At 67.5% G+C, this 18751-nt stretch carries 15 protein-coding genes and 1 tRNA gene; 6 read left to right on the top strand and 10 right to left on the bottom strand.

The genetic code is table 11. The features are described 5' to 3' along the window. Positions 1 to 10: 10 nt before the first annotated feature. The 7 genes from AB1I47_RS19765 to gloB all read right to left on the bottom strand — a co-directional run bounded on the left by AB1I47_RS19765 (position 11) and on the right by gloB (position 10122). On the bottom strand, positions 11 to 1180 hold the full coding sequence (locus AB1I47_RS19765; protein ID WP_354685428.1) for an acyl-CoA dehydrogenase family protein: 1170 nt from the start codon (positions 1178 to 1180) through the stop codon (positions 11 to 13). Between the two features lie 14 nt (positions 1181 to 1194). Beyond that, on the bottom strand, positions 1195 to 2046 hold the full coding sequence (locus AB1I47_RS19760; RefSeq protein WP_354685427.1) for an enoyl-CoA hydratase family protein: 852 nt from the start codon (positions 2044 to 2046) through the stop codon (positions 1195 to 1197). A 25-nt stretch (positions 2047 to 2071) separates the two neighbouring features. Beyond that, positions 2072 to 2875: an SDR family NAD(P)-dependent oxidoreductase gene (locus AB1I47_RS19755; RefSeq protein WP_354685426.1), complete on the bottom strand. Its 804-nt coding sequence runs from the start codon at positions 2873 to 2875 to the stop codon at positions 2072 to 2074. Continuing rightward, positions 2872 to 5226 (bottom strand): bifunctional salicylyl-CoA 5-hydroxylase/oxidoreductase, encoded by a 2355-nt coding sequence (locus AB1I47_RS19750; protein WP_354685425.1) that lies wholly within the window; start codon positions 5224 to 5226, stop codon positions 2872 to 2874. The genes AB1I47_RS19755 and AB1I47_RS19750 overlap by 4 nt, the downstream gene beginning before the upstream one ends. 176 nt (positions 5227 to 5402) lie before the next feature. Then, positions 5403 to 7328, bottom strand: a complete 1926-nt coding sequence (locus tag AB1I47_RS19745) for a propionate--CoA ligase (protein ID WP_354685469.1) — start codon at positions 7326 to 7328, stop codon at positions 5403 to 5405. A 183-nt stretch (positions 7329 to 7511) separates the two neighbouring features. Then, positions 7512 to 9203, bottom strand: coding sequence for a transglycosylase SLT domain-containing protein (locus tag AB1I47_RS19740; protein WP_354685424.1), 1692 nt, complete (start codon positions 9201 to 9203; stop codon positions 7512 to 7514). Between the two features lie 109 nt (positions 9204 to 9312). Then, positions 9313 to 10122: a hydroxyacylglutathione hydrolase gene (gene gloB / locus AB1I47_RS19735; RefSeq protein WP_354685423.1), complete on the bottom strand. Its 810-nt coding sequence runs from the start codon at positions 10120 to 10122 to the stop codon at positions 9313 to 9315. Positions 10123 to 10134: 12 nt separating this feature from the next. Between gloB and AB1I47_RS19730 the strand changes: the two genes are divergently transcribed. The 6 genes from AB1I47_RS19730 (at position 10135) to AB1I47_RS19705 (ending at position 15507) form a co-directional block, all read left to right on the top strand. After that, on the top strand, positions 10135 to 10944 hold the full coding sequence (locus AB1I47_RS19730; RefSeq protein ID WP_354685422.1) for a class I SAM-dependent methyltransferase: 810 nt from the start codon (positions 10135 to 10137) through the stop codon (positions 10942 to 10944). Between the two features lie 82 nt (positions 10945 to 11026). Then, positions 11027 to 11464: a ribonuclease HI gene (gene rnhA / locus AB1I47_RS19725; protein ID WP_354685421.1), complete on the top strand. Its 438-nt coding sequence runs from the start codon at positions 11027 to 11029 to the stop codon at positions 11462 to 11464. A gap of 68 nt (positions 11465 to 11532) precedes the next feature. Beyond that, positions 11533 to 12273, top strand: coding sequence for a DNA polymerase III subunit epsilon (gene dnaQ, locus AB1I47_RS19720; protein WP_407935871.1), 741 nt, complete (start codon positions 11533 to 11535; stop codon positions 12271 to 12273). A gap of 91 nt (positions 12274 to 12364) precedes the next feature. After that, positions 12365 to 12439 (top strand) — tRNA-Val (locus tag AB1I47_RS19715). 184 nt (positions 12440 to 12623) lie between these two features. Continuing rightward, complete coding sequence (locus tag AB1I47_RS19710) at positions 12624 to 13298, top strand: hypothetical protein (protein WP_354685419.1); 675 nt, start codon at positions 12624 to 12626, stop codon at positions 13296 to 13298. A gap of 181 nt (positions 13299 to 13479) precedes the next feature. Further along, positions 13480 to 15507: a sensor domain-containing diguanylate cyclase gene (locus AB1I47_RS19705; RefSeq protein WP_354685418.1), complete on the top strand. Its 2028-nt coding sequence runs from the start codon at positions 13480 to 13482 to the stop codon at positions 15505 to 15507. A 100-nt stretch (positions 15508 to 15607) separates the two neighbouring features. Here the strand turns inward: AB1I47_RS19705 and AB1I47_RS19700 are convergent, their stop codons facing one another. From AB1I47_RS19700 to AB1I47_RS19690, 3 genes are all read right to left on the bottom strand, one after another. Next, a complete protein-coding gene (locus AB1I47_RS19700; protein ID WP_354685468.1) occupies positions 15608 to 17338 on the bottom strand; it encodes an ABC transporter substrate-binding protein in 1731 nt (576 codons plus the stop codon). Positions 17339 to 17475: 137 nt separating this feature from the next. Continuing rightward, positions 17476 to 17784 (bottom strand): DUF2160 domain-containing protein, encoded by a 309-nt coding sequence (locus AB1I47_RS19695; RefSeq protein WP_354685417.1) that lies wholly within the window; start codon positions 17782 to 17784, stop codon positions 17476 to 17478. Between the two features lie 45 nt (positions 17785 to 17829). Further along, entirely contained in the window at positions 17830 to 18594 is a 765-nt protein-coding gene (locus AB1I47_RS19690) for a carbohydrate ABC transporter permease (protein WP_354685467.1), read from the bottom strand. Between the last annotated feature and the right edge of the window lie 157 nt (positions 18595 to 18751).

The raw sequence follows: 18751 nt of genomic DNA, 5'->3' as shown, positions 1-18751 counted from the left end.
CTGGTGGCGCTCAGGCCTTGCGGCCGGCCAGCGTCTCGCGCGCGATGATCAGCTTCTGCACTTCGGTGGCGCCCTCGTAGATCCGCAGCGAGCGGATCTCGCGGTACAGGCTCTCCACGCGCGTGCCGACCTTGACGCCAAGGCCGCCGAACATCTGCACCGCGCGGTCGATCACCTGCTGCGCATTCTCGGTGGCCACCATCTTGGCCATGGCCGCTTCGCGGGTGGTGCGCTGGCCTTTCACATCGCGCAGCCATGCGGCGCGATAGGTCAGCAGCGCCGCCGCGTCGATCGCGGTGGCCATATCGCCGATGGCGGCCTGCGTGAGCTGCAGGTCGGCCAGCACGCCGCCGAACATCGGCCGCTCGCAGGCACGCGCCAGCGCATCATCCAGCGCAGCGCGGCCGAACCCCAGCGCCGCCGCGGCAACCGAGGCGCGGAAGATATCGAGCGTCATCATCGCCACCTTGAAGCCCTGCCCCGCTTCGCCAAGCCGGTTGCCTGCCGGCACGCGGCAGTTGTCGAAGCGCAGCGTGGCGAGCGGGTGCGGCGCGATCACGTCGATGCGCTCGGCAATGGTCAGGCCCGGTGTATCGGCATCGACCACGAAGGCCGAGATGCCGCGCGCGCCGGGTGCCTCGCCGGTGCGCACGAACACGCAATAGAAATCGGCGATGCCGCCGTTGGAGATCCAGGTCTTGGCGCCGTCGATCACATAGTGGCTGCCGTCGTCCGACAGCCGCGCGCTGCATTGCATCGCGGCGACGTCGGAACCGGCATCCGGTTCGGACAGCGCAAAGGCGGCGATCGCTTCGCCGCGGGCCACGCGCGGCAGGTAGCGCGCACGGATCGCATCACTGCCGGCCAGCGAGATCGCGCCCGAGCCCAGCCCCTGCATCGCAAAGGCAAAGTCGGCCAGGCCGTCGTGGCGCGCCAGCGTTTCGCGCAGCAGGCACAGCGAGCGTGAATCCAGCGCGGGCAACGCGCCGCCGTGCGCGGCCGGCACGCAGTAGCGCAGCCAGCCGGCTTCGCCGAGCTGGCGCACCAGCGCGCGGCAGGCGGCGTCGGTATCGCTGTGGTCGACATGCAGGTGCTGCGCGCACCAGGCATCGAGCTCGCGCTCCAGCGTGCGGTGCGTGTCGTCGAACAGCGGCAGGTCGAGATAGGTCTTGTCTGACATCGCGGCTCCCCGGCTCAGTCGCCTTCGAACACAGGCTTCGACTTGGCGACGAAAGCCTCGTAGGCGCGGCGGAAGTCGCGCGTCTGCATGCAGATGGCCTGGGCTTCGGCCTCGGCTTCGATGGCCTCGTCCAGCCCCATATTCCATTCCTGGTGCAGCAGCTTCTTGGTCACGCCGTGGGCGAAGGTCGGGCCGGCGGCCAGTTGCACGGCTAGCGCCTGCGCCTGCGCCAGCACCGCCTCGGACGGATGCAGCGCATTGAAAAAGCCCCACTGCAGCCCTTCTTCCGCGCTCATCGAACGGCCCGTGTAGAGCAGCTCGCTGGCGCGGCCCTGCCCGATCACGCGCGGCAGCAGCGAGCACGCGCCCATGTCGGCGCCGGCCAGCCCGACACGCACAAACAGGAATGCGGTCTTGGCCTGCGCCGTACCCAGCCGCATATCGGACGCAAGCGCCATCATCGCCCCGGCGCCGGCACAGATGCCATCGATGGCGCTGATCACGGGCTGCGGGCACGCGCGCATGGCCTTGACCAGGTCGCCGGTCATGCGCGTGAAGTCGAGCAGCTCAGGCATCGTCATCTTCGTCAGCGGCCCGATGATCTCGTGCACGTCGCCGCCCGAGCAGAAATTGCCGCCGGCGCCGGTCACCACCACCGCCTTGATATCGCTGGCGTAGCACAGCCCGCGGAACAGGTCGCGCAGCTCGGCATAGGAATCGAAGGTCAGCGGATTCTTGCGCTCCGGCCGGTTCAGCGTGATGGTGCCCACCTTGCCGTCGTCCGACACCGACCACAGGAAATGCCTGGGCTCGTAGCCGGCAAAGCTGCGCTTGTGGTGGCGCATGTCGAGTGCGATCTCTGTCATGGTTCTCTCTCGTTTATGTGCGGATTCAGCCGGCCATCACCTCGCCGCCGGCCACCGGAATGGCCTGCCCGGTGATCGCGGCCGCGGACGGCTGGCACAGCCACGCCACGGCGTCGGCGACCTCCTCGGGCTGCACCAGGCGGCGCTGCGGGTTGCGCGCGGCCAGTTCGGCGCGGGCTTCGGCTTCGGTGCGGCCGGTCTTGCCGACGATATTGGCCACCGCGTCGCGCACGATATCGGTTTCGGTATAGCCGGGGCAGACGGCATTGACGGTAACGCCCTTGGCGGCAGTCTCCAGCGCCAGCGCGCGCGTCAGGCCGATCACCCCATGCTTGGCCGCGCAATAGGCGCTGACATAGCCGTAGCCGATCAGCCCTGCCGTGCTGGCCACGTTGACGATGCGGCCCCAGCCGGCGTCGAGCATCGCCGGCAGCGCGGCCTGCGTGCACAGGAAGGTGCCGGTCAGGTTGACGTCGAGCATGCGCTGCCACAGCGCGGCGTCCGTCTTCAGGAACGGCGCGCTGTGCGCCTGGCCGGCGTTGTTGACCAGCAGCGCCACCGGTCCCGCCTGTTCGGTGGCGGCGGCAAAGGCGTGCGCCACGCTGTCGGCATCGGCGATATCGGCCGTGACAGAGGACACGACGGCGCCTCCAGGGGCATGCTCACGCAGCGTCTGCACCGTTGCCTGCAACGTACCGGCATCGCGCCCCAGCAGCGTGACGCTGGCGCCATCGGCCAGCAACCTGCGTGCGATCGCGGCGCCGATGCCGCGCCCGCCGCCGGTGACCAGCGCGTGGCGCCCGGCCAGTGAAGCTGTGCTGCCCGTCATCCCTGCTTCTCCTGCGCGGCCGCGCGTTCGAGGTTGGTTTCCAGCTGCCGCTTGCCCGACAGGTACTGCTTGGGCCAGGCGATATCGCGGTAGCCGATGCGCGCCGCTTCGTGCAGCGTCCACGCCGGGTTGGCCAGGTGCGGCCGTGCGATCGCGCACAGGTCGGCGCGGCCGGCGGCGACGATCGAATCGACGTGATCCGCCTCGAAGATCGCGCCCACGGCGATGGTGGCGATGCCCGCTTCGTTGCGGATGCGGTCGGCAAACGGAGTCTGGTACATGCGCCCGTAGACCGGCGCCTGGTCGGGGCTGACCTGGCCGGACGAGCAGTCGATCATGTCGGCGCCGGCGGCCTTGAAGGCGCGCGCGATTTCCACCGCATCGTCGGGCGTGATGCCGCCTTCAACCCAGTCGTGCGCGGAGATCCGTACCGACATCGGCTTGTCTTGCGGCCACACCGCACGCACCGCGCTGAACACTTCCAGCGGATAGCGCAGCCGCGCCTGGAGCGAGCCGCCGTATTCGTCCTCACGCTGATTCGTCAGCGGCGAGATAAAGCTCGACAGCAGGTAGCCGTGCGCGCAGTGCAGTTCGAGCCAGTCGAAGCCGGCTTCTGCGGCGCGCCGCGCGCTGGCGACGAAGTCATCGCGCACGCGCTCCATGTCGGCGCGCGTCATCTCGCGCGGTGTCTGAGATTCGCCCGGCAGGTAGGGCAGCGGCGAGGCCGAGATCACCGGCCAGTTGCCTTCCGGCAGCGGATGGTCCATCGCTTCCCAGCCGAGCTGCGTCGAACCCTTGCGGCCCGAGTGGCCGATCTGCATGGCGATGCGTGCATCGCTGTTGGCATGCACAAAGTCGACGATGCGCCGCCAGGCGTCGCGCTGCGCGTCGTTCCACAAACCCGGGCACCCCGGCGTGATGCGCGCGTCGGGCGACACGCAGGTCATCTCCGCCACCACCATGCCGGCGCCGCCGAGCGCGCGCGAACCCAGGTGGACCAGGTGGAAGTCGCCCGGCACGCCATCGGTGCACGAATACATCGCCATCGGCGACACCACCACGCGGTTCTTCAGCGTCACGCCGCGCACGCGGAACGGCGTGAACATCGGCGGCAGCGGCTCGTGCTCGCGCAGCTGCAGGCTTTGCGCCGGCACGCCGGCCTGTTGCGCGAGCCAGTGCTCGAACTGCGCCACATATTCCGCATCGCGCACGCGCAGGTTCTCGTGCGAGATGCGCTGCGAGCGCGTCAGCAGCGAATAGGCGAACTGCTCCGGCGGCAGGCTGCCCGCATAGCGCTCGACATTCTCGAACCACTCGGTAGAATTGCGCGCCGCGTTCTGGATCTTCAGCACTTCCACGCCGCGCGTGGCTTCGTAGCGCGCCAGCGCATCGGGCAGCCCGTCATGGCCCTTGCCGCGGATTTCTCCGGCCAGGTCGATGGCGTCTTCCAGCGCCAGCTTGGTGCCGGAGCCGATCGAGAAATGCGCGGTGTGCGCGGCATCGCCCATCAGCACCACCGGCACGCGGCGGCCGTCGGGCAAGGTGTTCCAGTGCACCCACTGCCGGCAGATCACGCGCGGGAAGCGGATCCAGATCGCCGAGCCGCGCAGGTGGGCCGCATTGGTGATCAGCTTGTTGCCGTCGAGATAGCGCGCGAACAGCTTCTCGCAATACGCCACGCCCTCTTCCTGGCTCATCTGGTCGATGCCGGCGGCGCGCCAGACCGCTTCCGGGGTCTCGACGATAAAGGTCGAGGTGTTGTCGTCGAAGCGGTAGGCATGCGCCTGGAACCAGCCGTGCTCGGTCTTCTCGAAGGCAAAGGTGAAGGCGTCGAACAGCTTGTGCGTGCCCAGCCAGACAAAGCGGCACTGGCGGGTGTCGATATCGGGCTGGAAGGTCTGCGCGTAGCGGGTGCGGATGCGGCTGTTCAGGCCGTCGGAGGCGATCACCAGGTCGGCCTGGTATTGCATCGCCAGCGCCTGGTCGTCGCTGACATCGGTCTCGAACACCAGCCTGACGCCCAGCGCCTCGCAGCGGGCCTGCAGGATATTGAGCAGGCGCTTGCGGCCGATGCCGATAAAGCCATGGCCGCCGGAGCGGATGGTGCGCCCGGCGATATGGATATCGATATCGTCCCAATGGTTGAAGGCGGCGTTGATCTCGGCGGCGCTCGCCGGATCGGCCTGTTTCAGGTTGTCCATGGTGGCGTCGGAGAACACCACGCCCCAGCCGAAGGTGTCGTACGGCCGGTTGCGCTCGACCACGATCACCTCGTTGGCCGGGTCCTGCAGTTTCATCAGCAGGCCGAAGTACAGTCCTGCCGGGCCGCCGCCAATACAAAGCACTCGCATCTGTTGCCTCCTGCCGGCCGCGCCGGCTGAATTGCCGGCCCGCCACTAGATCACGCCTAAATATTTTATGCTTCAAATATTAGACTGCATCACGAGCCATGGCAAGTGCGCGGCGCGGAGTGCCGGGCAAGACACCCCGCCCCGCCGGCCGCTTCCGCCCTCAGCCCTTCACTTCTTCACCCCTTCAGCGCCGCCTGGATCTGCTCCAGCGCACCCGGGTCCTCGATCGTGGTCAGGTCGCCGGGGTCGCGCCCTTCGGCCACCGCCTGCATCGCGCGTCGCAGCAGCTTGCCGGAACGCGTCTTGGGCAGCGCATTGACAAACAATACGCGCGCCGGCCGCGCCACGGCGCCGAGCTGCTGCTCCACCGTTTTCATCAGTTCGCCTTCCAGCCCCAGCCGGTCCTGGGGCGTGGCAGTGCGTGCCGGATCGCGGGCGATGCAGAACGCCATGGCCACCTGGCCCTTGAGCGCGTCCTGTACCCCCACCACCGCCACCTCGGCCACGGCCGGACTGGACGACAGGCTTTCCTCGATCTCGCGCGTGCCCAGCCGGTGGCCGGCCACGTTGATCACATCATCGGTGCGGCCCAGGATAAAGACGTAGCCGTCCTCGTCGCGCACGCCCCAGTCGAAGGTGGAATAGCACAGCCGGTTCGGCACCGCCTGCCAGTAAGTGCGCTCGAAGCGGTCGTCATCGCCCCACACGGTGCTCATGCAGCCCGGCGGCAGCGGTCCGTCGATGGCGACCACGCCCTTCTGCCCCGGCGGGCATTCCACCCCGGTGTTCTCGTCAACGATCTTCAGGTCATAGCCATAGGCCGGCACGCCCGGCGAGCCCAGCTTGGGCGGCAGCGGTTCGATGCCGCGCTGGATCGCGATAATCGGCCAGCCGGACTCGGTCTGCCAGTAGTTGTCGACCACCGGTTTGCCCAACCCGTCCTGGATCCAGCGCGCGGTGGGCTCGTCCAGCGGCTCGCCGGCCAGGAACAGCAACCGCAGGCTGGACAGGTCGTAGCGCGTGAGCCAGGCCGGGTCCTGCTTCTTCAGCACGCGGATCGCGGTCGGCGCGCTGAACATCAGGTTGACCTTGTAGTCCTGCACCAGCCGCCACAGGATGCCGCCGTCCGGCCGGATCGGCGTGCCTTCGTACATCAGCGTGGTCATGCCGGCCAGCAAGGGGCCATAGACGATATAGCTGTGCCCGACCACCCAGCCGATATCCGACGCAGTGAACATGGTGTCGCCGGGCTTGCCGCAGAAGATGTATTCCATCGACGTGGCCAGCGCCACCGCATAGCCGCCGGTATCGCGCTGCACGCCCTTGGGCTTGCCGGTGGTGCCGGAGGTGTAGAGCACGTAGGAGGGCTCACCTGATTCGAGCCATACGCAAGGCACCTGCGCGCCGGCGACGCGCTCGCGCCAGGCGGCGTAGTCTTCGTCGCGGCCTTCGGTGCGCGGCATGTCGGCAAGCTGGCGATCCACCAGCAGCACCTTCTCCGGCTGGTGCGACGACAGCCGGATGGCCTCGTCCAGCAGCGGCTTGTACGGCACCACCTTGCCGGCGCGCGAGCCGGCGTCGGCGCTGATCACCACGCGCGGCTGCGCATCGTCGATGCGCGCCGCCAGGCTGACCGAGGCGAAGCCGCCGAACACCACCGAATGGATCGCGCCGATGCGCGCGCACGCCAGCATCGCGAAGGCGGCCTGCGGGATCATCGGCATATAGATCAGCACGCGGTCGCCCTTGTGCACGCCCAGCCCCTGCAGGATCGCGGCCATGCGGTTGACCTCGTCGTGCAGCTCGGCATAGGTGTAGCTGCGGGCCTGGTCGGTCTCGGTGGAGACCCAGTGCAGCGCGGGCTGGCTGGCGCGGGTCGCCAGGTGGCGGTCGACCGCGTTGTGGCACAGGTTGGTGCGCCCGCCCACGAACCAGCGCGTAAAGGGCGCGCGGCTGTTGTCGAGTACCTGGTCGAACGGGGTTTCCCAGTCGATGCGCGCCGCCTGTTCGGCCCAGAACCCTTCAGGGTCGGCCAGCGAACGGGCATGCACGGCATGGCTTGCCGTCATGGCTGTCTCCTCCGCGTCAGCGGTTGTTGTGATGATGACGGTAGTTTGCCACCGGCGCGGGCGCACCGGGATGGACTTTGGGAGGGGGGCGCGGCGCCGTGCTGCTGAGCCGGCACAAATCCGGGCACAGGCGAGGTCACAAAATAAAAGAGGGCGTGCCGCCGGCATCGCCCTCCTTCTTGTACCGCGCCGGACGGCACCGGCGCTTGCGTGGCTTCAGCGGGCCTTGGAGCCCTTGGCGCTGGCCTTGACGGTGGTCTTGGCCGACGCCTTGACGGCGGCGGCCGGCTTGGACGTGCGCCGCGATGAGGCCTCGACCACCACACGCTTGCGCGGCTCAGCCTTGCCGCCCTTGGCGGACACGCGCACGATCTCGCCCTTGGCACCCTTGCCGGCGCGCTCGGCCCGCTCCGGACGCTCGGTGCGCTCGGCCCTTTCCGCGCGTTCGGCTCGGTCAGCCTGTTCGGCGCGCGCCGCCCGCACCGCGCCGGCGCCGCGCACCGGCACCATCAGCACCAGGCTCTGGCCCGCCACCAGCTTGGTGCCGGACAGCTTGTTCCACGACTGCACCTGCCGCGCCGATACGCCATAGCGCCGCGCCACCGAGGCCACGGTATCGCGCCGGCCGGCGCGTACCACGACACGGCGCGCGTCCGGCAAGTCCGGCTCCATCGCCAGTATCGCGCTGTCGGCCAGGCTCGCGCTGATGTCCTGGTCGTGGCGGCCCGAGCGCGGGATCATCACCGTCGAACCCGCCTTCAGCCGCATGCCCTTGGGGATGCTGTTGATCTCGCGCAGCGTATCGGCGTCAACGTTCAGCCGCGCCGCCAGCGCCTCGACGCGCTCGCGGCCATCCACCGTCACCGCGGTCCAGCTCGACAGCCCGCCGCGGTAAGTGTTCAGGTTGTACTGGAAGCGCTCGGCATTGTCGAACGGCAGCAGGATCTGCGGATTGGACGCGCCCAGGATCACCGGCCGGTTGAACGACGGGTTCAGCGCCTTGAACTCTTCCACCGACATGTCCGCCAGCTTGGCCGCCAGCTTGACGTCGATATCGCGCGAGGTGGTCACCGTGACGAAGTACGGGTGGTCCGGGATCTCGGGCAGCTTGACGCCGTATGCCGCCGGGTTGGCGATAATGTTCTTGACCGCCTGCAACTTCGGCACGTAGTAGCGCGTTTCGTTGGGCATGGTCAGGCTGGCGTAGTCGGTCGGCAGCCCGCGCGCCTGGTTGCGCGCGATCGCGCGCGACACCGCGCCCTCGCCCCAGTTGTACGCCGCCAGTGCCAGGTGCCAGTCGCCAAACATGTCGTAGAGCCGCGCCAGGTAGTCCAGCGCGGCATCGGTCGAGGCCAGCACATCGCGGCGCTCGTCGCGGAACATGTTCTGCTTGAGGTTGTAAAACTTGCCCGTGCTCGGGATGAACTGCCACATGCCGGCCGCCTTGGCGCTGGATTGCGCCTGCGGGTTGAACGCGCTTTCGACGAAAGGCAGCAGCGCCAGCTCGGTCGGCATCTTGCGCCGTTCCAGCTCCTCGACGATGTGGTACAGGTAAAGGCTCGAACGCCCGACCATCCGCTCCATGTATTCCGGCCGCTGCGAGTACCACTGGGCGCGGTCGTCGACCAGCGTGCCCTCGAGATCCGGCATGGCAAAACCACGGCGGATGCGATCCCAGATATCGGTGGACGGACCACGCAGCCAGTTCAGGCCGCCCTGGTCGACATTGATGGTGGTAGTGGAGGAAGGCGCCGACTTGTCGCTGAGCGTGTTGAGCGGATCCTGGCGCTTGGCAGTCTGGGCGGTCGCGGCGCCGTTGGCATCGGCGTCAGGCGGCGTGGGGGTGCTGGCGCAGGCTGCAAGCAGCGCCGCGCAGGCCACCACCGCCAGTAATCGACCAATTTTCATTAAGTTCTCGAATCGTGACGCTAAAAGGTTGCGTGATGCTAAAAAAAACGGCCTATCGCGTCAATCAGATTTTCTACATAGCGCACCGGGGCGGTGCGCCGGCAATATCTCAGCGGAAATTATCCTTCCAGCCGCGCAGCGCGCCAAAGGCTTTCGCGTCGCTGTCGACGGCACCGCCCTGCGCCGACACCGCGGCGCGCACCGCCGGTTCGCGCGAGCGCAGGAACGGGTTGACCGCGCGCTCGTGGGCGATGGTGGTGGGCAGCGTCGGCACACCGGCCTCGCGCAGTTCTGCCACGCGCTGGTCCCATGCCGCCAGCGCGGCGTTGCCGGGCTCCACCGCCCGGGCAAAGCGCACGTTGCTGCGCGTGTACTCGTGCGCGCAATAGACGCGGGTATCGCCGGGCAGCGCCGCCAGCTTGTCCAGCGACTCCAGCATCTGCGCCGGCGTGCCCTCGAACAGCCGCCCGCAGCCGCTGGCAAAGAGGGTATCGCCGCAGAACACCGCCGGACCGGCCTCGCCCAGATCGCCGCGGTCCCCGAAGTAAGCGATATGGCCGGCGGTATGGCCCGGCACGTCCAGCACGCGCAGCGTCAGCGCCGGCGCCGCCAGCGTCACGACGTCGCCTTCGCGCAGCGCCCGGGTGCGCCCGCCGATGCGCTCGCTGGCCGGGCCCAGCACCGGCATCGGCTCGCCCGACGGGGTGCGCGGGTGTGCCGCCAGCAGCTCCGCCACGCCGCCCTGGTGATCGCCGTGGTGATGGGTGATTACAATAGCGCCCAGAGCCAGACCCTTTTGCGCCAGGAAGCGCTCCACCGGCGCGGCCTCGCCGGGATCGACCACGGCGGCGCGATGCCCGTCGTGGATGGCCCAGATATAGTTATCCTGGAAGGCCGGGATCGGCTCAACCTTCAACATGCGCATGCTCCTATGTCCAATCGTCCCAATCGCACCAATCGCCCGATTGTAAGCTGGGAAGACTGGCTGGCCTCGCCTCCCGGTGAGTACATGCTGCGCTGGGAGGCGCAGCAGTACGACCGGACCGTGGCCGATATCTTCGGCTACCACGCGGTGCAGCTCGGCCTGCCCTACATCGACACCCTGCGAGAGAACCGGATGCCGTTCTCGGCGCTGGCGCTGGACCCGTCCAGCGGCCCCCACGGGCCGCGCGCCGCACATCCGGACGCGCGCCAGTTGCTGTGCCGTTTCGACGAGCTGCCGTTCGACACGCAAAGCCTCGACCTGGTCACCCTGCCCCATATTCTCGAGTTCACCGACGATCCGCACGAAGTGCTGCGCGAGGTCTCGCGCGTGCTGATGCCCGAGGGGCGCGTGGTGGTCAGCTGCTTCAACCCGATGAGCCTGTGGGGTGCGCGCCAGGGCATGAACCGGCTCGGCGCCACGCCGTTCCTGCCGACCGATGCCCAGCAGATCGGCTTCGTGCGCATCAAGGACTGGCTCAAGCTGCTGGGCTTCGATATCATCCGCGGCCGCTTCGGCTGCTATTGCCCGCCCTACCGCACCGAGCGCTGGCTGCAGCGCGCCGCCTTCATGGAAAAAGCCGGCGATCGCTGGTGGCCGATCTTCGGCGCGGTCTATATGATCTCGGCGATCAAGCGCGTGCGCAACATCCGCCTGGTCGGCCCGGCCTGGAAGACCAAGCCGGCGCTGGCGCCGGTGGCATCGCCCGTGGCCTCGCCCACCGGCACGCACGGCAAGACGCCCGGCGACGAGCGCTGACGCGTTTCTTGCCCGCCGTCACGCCATCGCGCCAGCCCCTTCAATGCGCCGCCCGCCATGCGGGCGGCCACTACGGAAATATATGGAAGAAGTCACGATCTACTCCGACGGCGCCTGCAAGGGCAATCCCGGCCGCGGCGGCTGGGGCGCGGTGCTCGTCGCCGGCACCAGCGAGAAAGAACTGTTCGGCGGCGAAGCCAACACCACCAACAACCGCATGGAAATGACGGCCGTGATCGAAGCGCTGCGCGCGCTCAAACGGCCATGCACGGTGCGCGTCTACACCGACTCGCAATATGTGCAGAAAGGCATCAGCGAATGGCTGCCCGGCTGGAAGGCGCGCGGCTGGAAGACCGCCGAAAAGAAGCCGGTCAAGAATGCCGACCTGTGGCAGGAGCTGGATGCGCTGGCGCAGCAGCACCAGGTCTCGTGGCACTGGGTGCGTGGCCATAACGGCCACCCCGGCAACGAACGCGCCGATGCGCTGGCCAATCGCGGCGTGGATTCGATCGGCCGCTGATCCGGTTTTTCGCAGCAAGCCAACAACAAGCAACAAGAACCGCGGGGCGCACGCGCCGCTCCGCTAGAATGCCCGCCATGCGACAAATCGTTCTCGATACCGAAACCACCGGCCTGAATGCCGCCACCGGCGACCGCCTGATCGAAATCGGCTGCGTCGAGCTGATGAACCGCCGCCTGACGGGACGCCACCTGCACTTCTACGTCAACCCGGAACGCGATATCGACGAAGGCGCGATCGCCGTGCACGGCATCACGCTCGAATTCCTGGCCGATAAACCGCGCTTTGCCGACGTCGTTCACGACATCCGCGAATTCGTCCAGGATGCCGAGCTGATCATCCACAACGCGCAGTTCGACCTGGGCTTCCTCGACATGGAATTCCAGCTGCTGGGCCTGCCGCCGTTCCGCCAGCATGTCGGCAGTGTGATCGATACGCTGCGCGAAGCGCGGCAGATGTTCCCCGGCAAGCGCAACTCGCTCGACGCGCTGTGCGATCGCCTGGGCATCAGCAACGCCCATCGCACACTGCACGGCGCACTGCTCGATGCCGAACTGCTGGCCGAGGTCTACCTGGCGATGACGCGCGGCCAGGACTCGCTGGTCATCGACATGCTCGACAGCTCCGCCAGCCACGGCAGCGCCGTCGCTGCTGCTGACCTGTCGCGGCTGGCGCTGCCGGTGCTGCGTGCCAGCGACGCCGAACAAGCCGCCCACCTCGAAGTGCTCAAGGCGCTGGACAAGGCCAGCGGCGGCAAGACGGTGTGGCAGGAAGCCGCCGTGGAAGAGCCGGGAACCCTGGCCGCCTGAACAAAAATTTCGAAAAAGGGCTTTACAAGATACAACAGCCTCGGCATAATCTCATTTCTCTGCTGCACGACGGCAACGACGACGCAGACAGGGGTGGTTAGCTCAGCGGTAGAGCACTGCCTTCACACGGCAGGGGTCACAGGTTCAATCCCTGTACCACCCACCAGATTCGGAAAAGCCAGCCTTGCGCTGGCTTTTCTCATTTCTGCACGCCATTCGCCCGGCGACCCTGCTCCTACCCCTCCCCTGCGGCCCCGACACACTCGCGTTGTCGCCAACAAGGCTCGTCTCATTTCGCACCCGCCGCGCGGCGAATAACTTGAAGACTCCGTTTGCCACCGGAGCCCGCTGTGTCGTTCGCCAACACCCTGGCCATCCCGCCCGCCGCCCCTTACGTCCACGCCGCGCCAGAACCTGCCCTGGCCTGGACCGGCCACAACCCGGTCTGCGCCGGCTGGTTCGAGCTGCGCCCCGCGCGCGTGCCGCGCGACGCCCGGCCGGTTTATGACGAGGACATGGATTGCATCATCGGCTACCACCGCAGCTTTGCCGCGGTGGCCGCGTCCTACGACCTCGCCGGCGACCTGGCAGCGCTTGCCGAATGCGGGGCGGACGATGGCGCCACAGCGGCACCCCTGCTGGTCGCCGGCACGCTTTGGCAGCCGCGCGTGCGCGGCATGACGCGCAGCGGTGAGGAAGGTGAAGGACTGGCGGCGCCCGCCACGACGCTGGCGCGTCTGCGTGAGCGTTTTATCGGGCTGGCACGGCAGCCGCTGCATTTCACGCTGGCAGCGCTTGCCGACATGCAGGAGCCTGAGCGATTCGTGCCGCTGCATATCCTGCGGCTGGCGATACGCTGCGGCACGCGCCTGGCTGCCGGCGGCACGGCGGCAACCGATGCCGTCCGGTTTATTGCGCCGATCACGCGGCGCGGGGCGCAGGCGGTTCTGGAACTGACGTTGCGCCCGAGCGACCACACCGTGCTGCGCGTGCGCACCTGGCCCATCGCGGGAGCGACCACATGAGCCCCTATAGCCACCTACGCGGCGCAGACCGCCGTCCCGTTTGCACCGCGTTGCAAACAGTTTCGATTTTGCCCTTGACATCTGCTAATCTCAGCAGCATGTCCCAAAAATGGGCGGGGTCGGCAAAACAATGCCCCTGGGACCAGAACACGGGTCAGTGCGCACACAGAAGAAGTAAATCATGCAGCACTCTTTGAAGTACAGGATGGCGCTCGCCACTGCGGGAGTGGTGACGCTGATCATCGTGCTGCGCGCCCTCTACGCGCAGTACTACGCCTACGACAGCCTGAAGGGCCTGCTGCAGGACCAGCAGGACAACCTGGTCCAGCTGGTTGCCGAACAGCTCGACCAGAAACTGCAAACCCGCGCCGCGGCGCTGCACCGCGTGGCGCGCCAGCTCTCGCCAATGCTGGCTGCCCGGCCGGCCGAACTGCGCCGTGCCGCCGAAGCCATGGTCGACATGCCAGACAGCTTCAATGCCATCTTCCTGGCCGCGCCGGACGGACACCTGGTGTTCAGCACCGCCGTGCCAGACGGCGTGCGGCCGCGCGTGGATGACCGCGACTATTTCCGCGATATCGTGCGCGGCCAGCCGTTCGCGGTCTCGGACCTGATCCAGGGCAAGTTCACCAACGCACCGGGCGTGGTGCTCGCGGTGCCGTTGCACGGGCCGGGCGGAGAACTGCGCGGCGTGGTCGGCGGTGTGCTGAACCTGTCGGCCAGCAATTTCCTGGGCGAACTGGCGCAAAGCCGGGTCGGTGTCACCGGCAGCTTCTGCCTGGTGTCATCGGGTCCCAACCCCCGTTATGCGCTGCATCCCGATCCCTCGCGCGTGCTGACACCGGCCCTAGCTGTGGGCGAAGCATGTGGCGCCGAGCAGTTGCCCTCTTACTCAGAGGTGCTGCACCCGCGGCAGCCGATCGTGGCGCGTTACCTGCTGGAGTCCAACGGCTGGGAGGTGGTGGCGGTGCTGCCGGCGGCCGAAGCCTATGCGCCGCTGGTCGACGTACGCCACCGAACCTTCATCGTCGCCGCGCTGTCCCTGTTGGCAGCCGCCGCGCTGATGTGGCTGGTGATGCGCCGGCTGCTCGAACCGCTGCAGCGGCTGCACCGGGCCGTGCGCCAGATCGCCGCCGACCCGGCCGCGCTGGCGGACCTGCCGACCGGCCGCCCGGACGAGATCGGCGAGCTGGCCACTACCTTTGCCGAGGTGGTGGCGCAGTTGTCTGAGCGCGAAGCCGCGCTGAAGGCGGCCAAGGACCGTACCGCGGAGAGCGAGAAGCGCATCGAGGCGATCGCCAACCATGTGCCGGATTTCGTTTCGTTCATCGACATGCAGCAGCGCTATGTCTTCGTCAACCAGGCGTACGCGCAGCACTACGGCGTGCCGGCGCAACAGATTGTCGGGCTGTCGCTGCGCGAGCTGTGGGGCACGCAGGAGTACCTGGCGTGCCAGTCCTACCTGGAGCAGGCCTGCGCCGGCCACGCGGTAACCTTCACGCGCGAGGGCGCCGACGGCAAGCAGTGCCTGGAGTTCACCTACCAGCCGGCGTGGAACGATGCGCAGGACACGGTGATCGGGCTGCATATGTTCGGGCGCAACGTCACCGACGAACGCGAGAAGCTGCGCAGCCTGGAAGCGCAGACCGTCTCCGATTACCTGACCGGCCTGCTCAACCGCAAGGGCTTCGACCGCCGCCTGGCCGAATGCATGGCGCCCACCAGCGCGCGGCCGCTGGGGCTGCTGCTGGTCGACCTGGACGACTTCAAGGCCGTCAACGACAGCTACGGCCACCCGGTGGGCGACCGGCTGCTGGTGGCGTTCGCGCAGCGATTGCGCGCGTGCGTGCGCAAGGTCGACGCGGTGGCGCGTATCGGCGGCGACGAGTTCGCGGTCATCCTTGAGGGGGTGGCCGACCGGCATGGCATGGAAACCGTCGCCAACAACATCGTGCAGGCTGCGCGCATGCCGTTCATGGTCGAGGGCCATACCCTGCAAGCCACGGCCAGCGTGGGCTCGGCGATCCACGGTGCGGGGCAGGCGATGACGGTCAGCGAGTTGTTCATGCATGCCGACATGGCGCTGTACGAGGCGAAGCGGCATGGGAAGGCTTGCCATGCGGCTCGGGTGATGGCGGAGACGCGGACCGGTCAGGAAGCAAATGGCGAAATCACGCCCTGCGCTGAGCCCTCGTGCCTGGCAACCTAGACCAAAGCCGTCGCGCAACCGCGAATCTACGAATCACGGTTTGGGTGCTCCCTCTCCCGCACGCGGGAGAGGGGAGCAAACCCGCGGCGCGCGAAGCGTGTCACCGCACCTTGCCTTCCTTCCACGCCTGCAACAGCTTGTCGTAAGCGATGGTTTCCCCCTTCGGCTTCTCGTTGTCCAGCTTCTTCCACGGCGCGTGCTCGGCCGACAGCCACTTGGCCGCATCGCCCTTGCCGTTGAGCTTGGGCGCGCAGTGGCTCATGCCGGCGCGCTGCAGCCGGGACATCACCTGGTCCATTTCCTCGGCCAGCGTGTCCATCGCCGCCTGCGGAGTCTTCTCGCCGGTGACCGCGGTGGCGACATTCTTCCACCAGAGCTGGGCCAGCTTGGGATAGTCAGGCACGTTGTTGCCGGTCGGAGTCCACGCCACGCGCGCCGGGCTGCGGTAGAACTCCACCAGGCCGCCGTACTTGGCCGCGTTCTTGGTCAGGTAGTCGTGGTGGATATCGCTGTCACGGATAAAGGTCAGCCCGGTCAGCGACTTCTTCAGCGACACCGTCTTCGACGTGACGAACTGCGCGTACAGCCAGGCGCCGGCCAGCTTGTTGGGATCGGTGTTCTTGAAGAACGTCCACGAGCCCACGTCCTGGTAGCCGTTCTGCATGCCCTGCTTCCAGTACGGGCCGTACGGCGACGGCGCCATGCGCCACTTGGGCGAGCCGTCGGCGTTGACCACCGGCAGGCCCTTCTTGGTCATGTCGGCGGTGAAGGCGGTGTACCAGAAGATCTGCTGCGCCACCTGGCCCTGTGCCGGCACCGGGCCGGCTTCGGAGAAAGTCATGCCCATCGCCTGCGGCGGCGCGTACTTCTTCATCCAGTCGATGTACTTGGTCAGCGCATAGACCGCCGCCGGGCTGTTGGTGGCGCCGCCGCGCGACACCGACGCGCCCACCGGCGTGCACTTGTCATCGGCCACGCGGATGCCCCATTCGTCGACCGGCAAGCCGTTGGGCAGGCCCCGGTCGGCGGTGCCGGCCATGGACAGCCAGGCGTCGGTAAAGCGCCAGCCGAGCGACGGGTCCTTCTTGCCGTAGTCCATATGGCCGTAGACCTTCTTGCCGTCGAGCTCCTTCACATCATTGGTGAAGAAGTTGGCGATGTCTTCGTAAGCGGACCAGTTGGTCGGCACGCCCAGGTCATAGCCATACCTGGCCTTGAACTTGTCCTGCAGGTCCTTGCGCGCGAACCAGTCGGCGCGGAACCAGTAGAGGTTGGCGAACTGCTGGTCGGGCAACTGGTACAGCTTGCCGTCGGGCGCGGTGGTGAACTTGGCGCCGATAAAGTCCTTCACATCCAGGCCGGGGTTGGTCCACTCCTTGCCGGCGCCGTTCATATAGTCGGTCAGCGGCAGGATCGCGCCATAGCGGTAGTGCGTACCGACCAGGTCCGAGTCCGAGATCCAGCCATCGTAGATCGACTTGCCGGACTGCATCGAGGTCTGCAGCTTCTCGACCACGTCGCCTTCCTGGATCAGGTCGTGCTTGACCTTGATGCCGGTGATTTCCTCGAACGCCCTGGCCAGCGTCTTCGATTCATACTCGTGCGTGGTGATGGTCTCGGACACGACGCTGATCTGCGTGACGCCCTTGGCCTTGAGCCTGGCGGCGGCATCGATAAACCATTTCATTTCCGCCTGCTGCTTGTCCCTGGACAGCGACGAGGGCTGGAACTCGTTGTCGATCCACCTCTTCGCCTCGGCCTCGCCCGCCCACGCGGACTGGCCGCAAGCCAGCGCGGCCGCGCAGGCAAGGGCTGACATCCCCAACTTCACGTGCACATTCATCGGTGTCTCCTCAAGATTTCCCCTCCCCGGCTATGGTCATGGTGGCGGCCCCGGGGCAGGGATAAGCCGCAAACCTTGCTAAAACCCGATCCATCCGGCCCTTGCGTGATACCGCCCGCAGTGGCCTAGCCCTTGCGCAGGATCAGCGCCAGCACCAGCATCGACACGACGAAGCTGATCCAGACCGACGGCGCCTCGGCCAGCGACAGCCATGCAGCGACCTTCTCGCCCAACCCGACCCACGCCAGGTTGATCCATGCCGCGCACATCAGCCCGATAAACAGGCGGTCGCCGCGCGTGGTGGCGATCGGCAGGAAGCCCTTGCGCAGCACCGAGGGCGCGCGTATTTCGAGGATCGTCATGCCGATCAGCATCACCACGATGCAGCCGAAGAACACCGCCACCGGCGTCGTCCACACCATCCAGCTCAGCATTGCGCCGTCTCCTTGTCATGTAGTGATTAGCGTTGCGCCGTGCGCTTACACGCGACCCATCGCGAAGCCCTTCGCGATGTAGTGCCGCACGAACCAGATCACGATGCCGCCCGGCACGATCGTCAGCACGCCGGCCGCGGCCAGCACGCCCCAGTCCATCCCCGACGCCGATACCGTGCGCGTCATGGTGGCGACGATCGGCTTGGCGTTCACCGACGTGAGCGTGCGCGCCAGCAGCAGCTCGACCCAGCTGAACATGAAGCAGAAGAACGCCGCCACGCCCACGCCGGCCTTGATCAGCGGCAGGAAAATGGTCAGGAAGAAGCGCGGGAACGAGTAGCCGTCGACATAGGCGGTTTCGTCGATCTCGCGCGGCACGCCCGACATGAAGCCTTCGAGAATCCACACCGCCAGCGGCACATTGAAGACCAGGTGCGCCAGCGCCACGCCCAGGTGCGTGTCCATCAGCCCGATGGTGCTGTAGAGCTGGAAGAACGGCAGCAGGAACACCGCCGGCGGCGTCATCCGGTTGGTCAGCAGCCAGAAGAACACATGCTTGTCGCCGATGAACTGGTAGCGCGAGAATGCATACGCCGCGGGCAACGCCACCGAGATCGAGATCGCTGTGTTCATCGCCACGTAAAGCATCGAGTTGATGTAGCCCGAATACCACGACGGATCGGTAAAGATGGTCCGGTAGTGCTGCAGCGTGAATTCGGCCGGCCACAGCGACAGCGTGGAGACGATCTCCTCGTTGGTCTTGAACGACATGTTCACCATCCAGTAGATCGGCACGATGGCGAACAGCAGGTAGGGGGGGGGGGGGGGGGGGGGGGCGCGGGGGGGGGGGGGGGGGGCGGGGGGGGGGGGGGGGGGGGGGGGGGGGGGGGCGGGGCGGGGGGGCGGGGGGGGGGGGGGGGGGGCGCCGCCCCCCCCCCCCCCCGGCGGGGGGGGGGGGCGGGGGCGG

Origin of the sequence: Cupriavidus necator (assembly GCF_040578825.1) — a bacterium.
In the GTDB taxonomy this organism is placed as follows: Bacteria; Pseudomonadota; Gammaproteobacteria; order Burkholderiales; family Burkholderiaceae; genus Cupriavidus; species Cupriavidus necator_E.
Note: the sequence above shows the minus strand (reverse complement) of the source record. Positions and strands in the feature narration are given on the sequence as shown.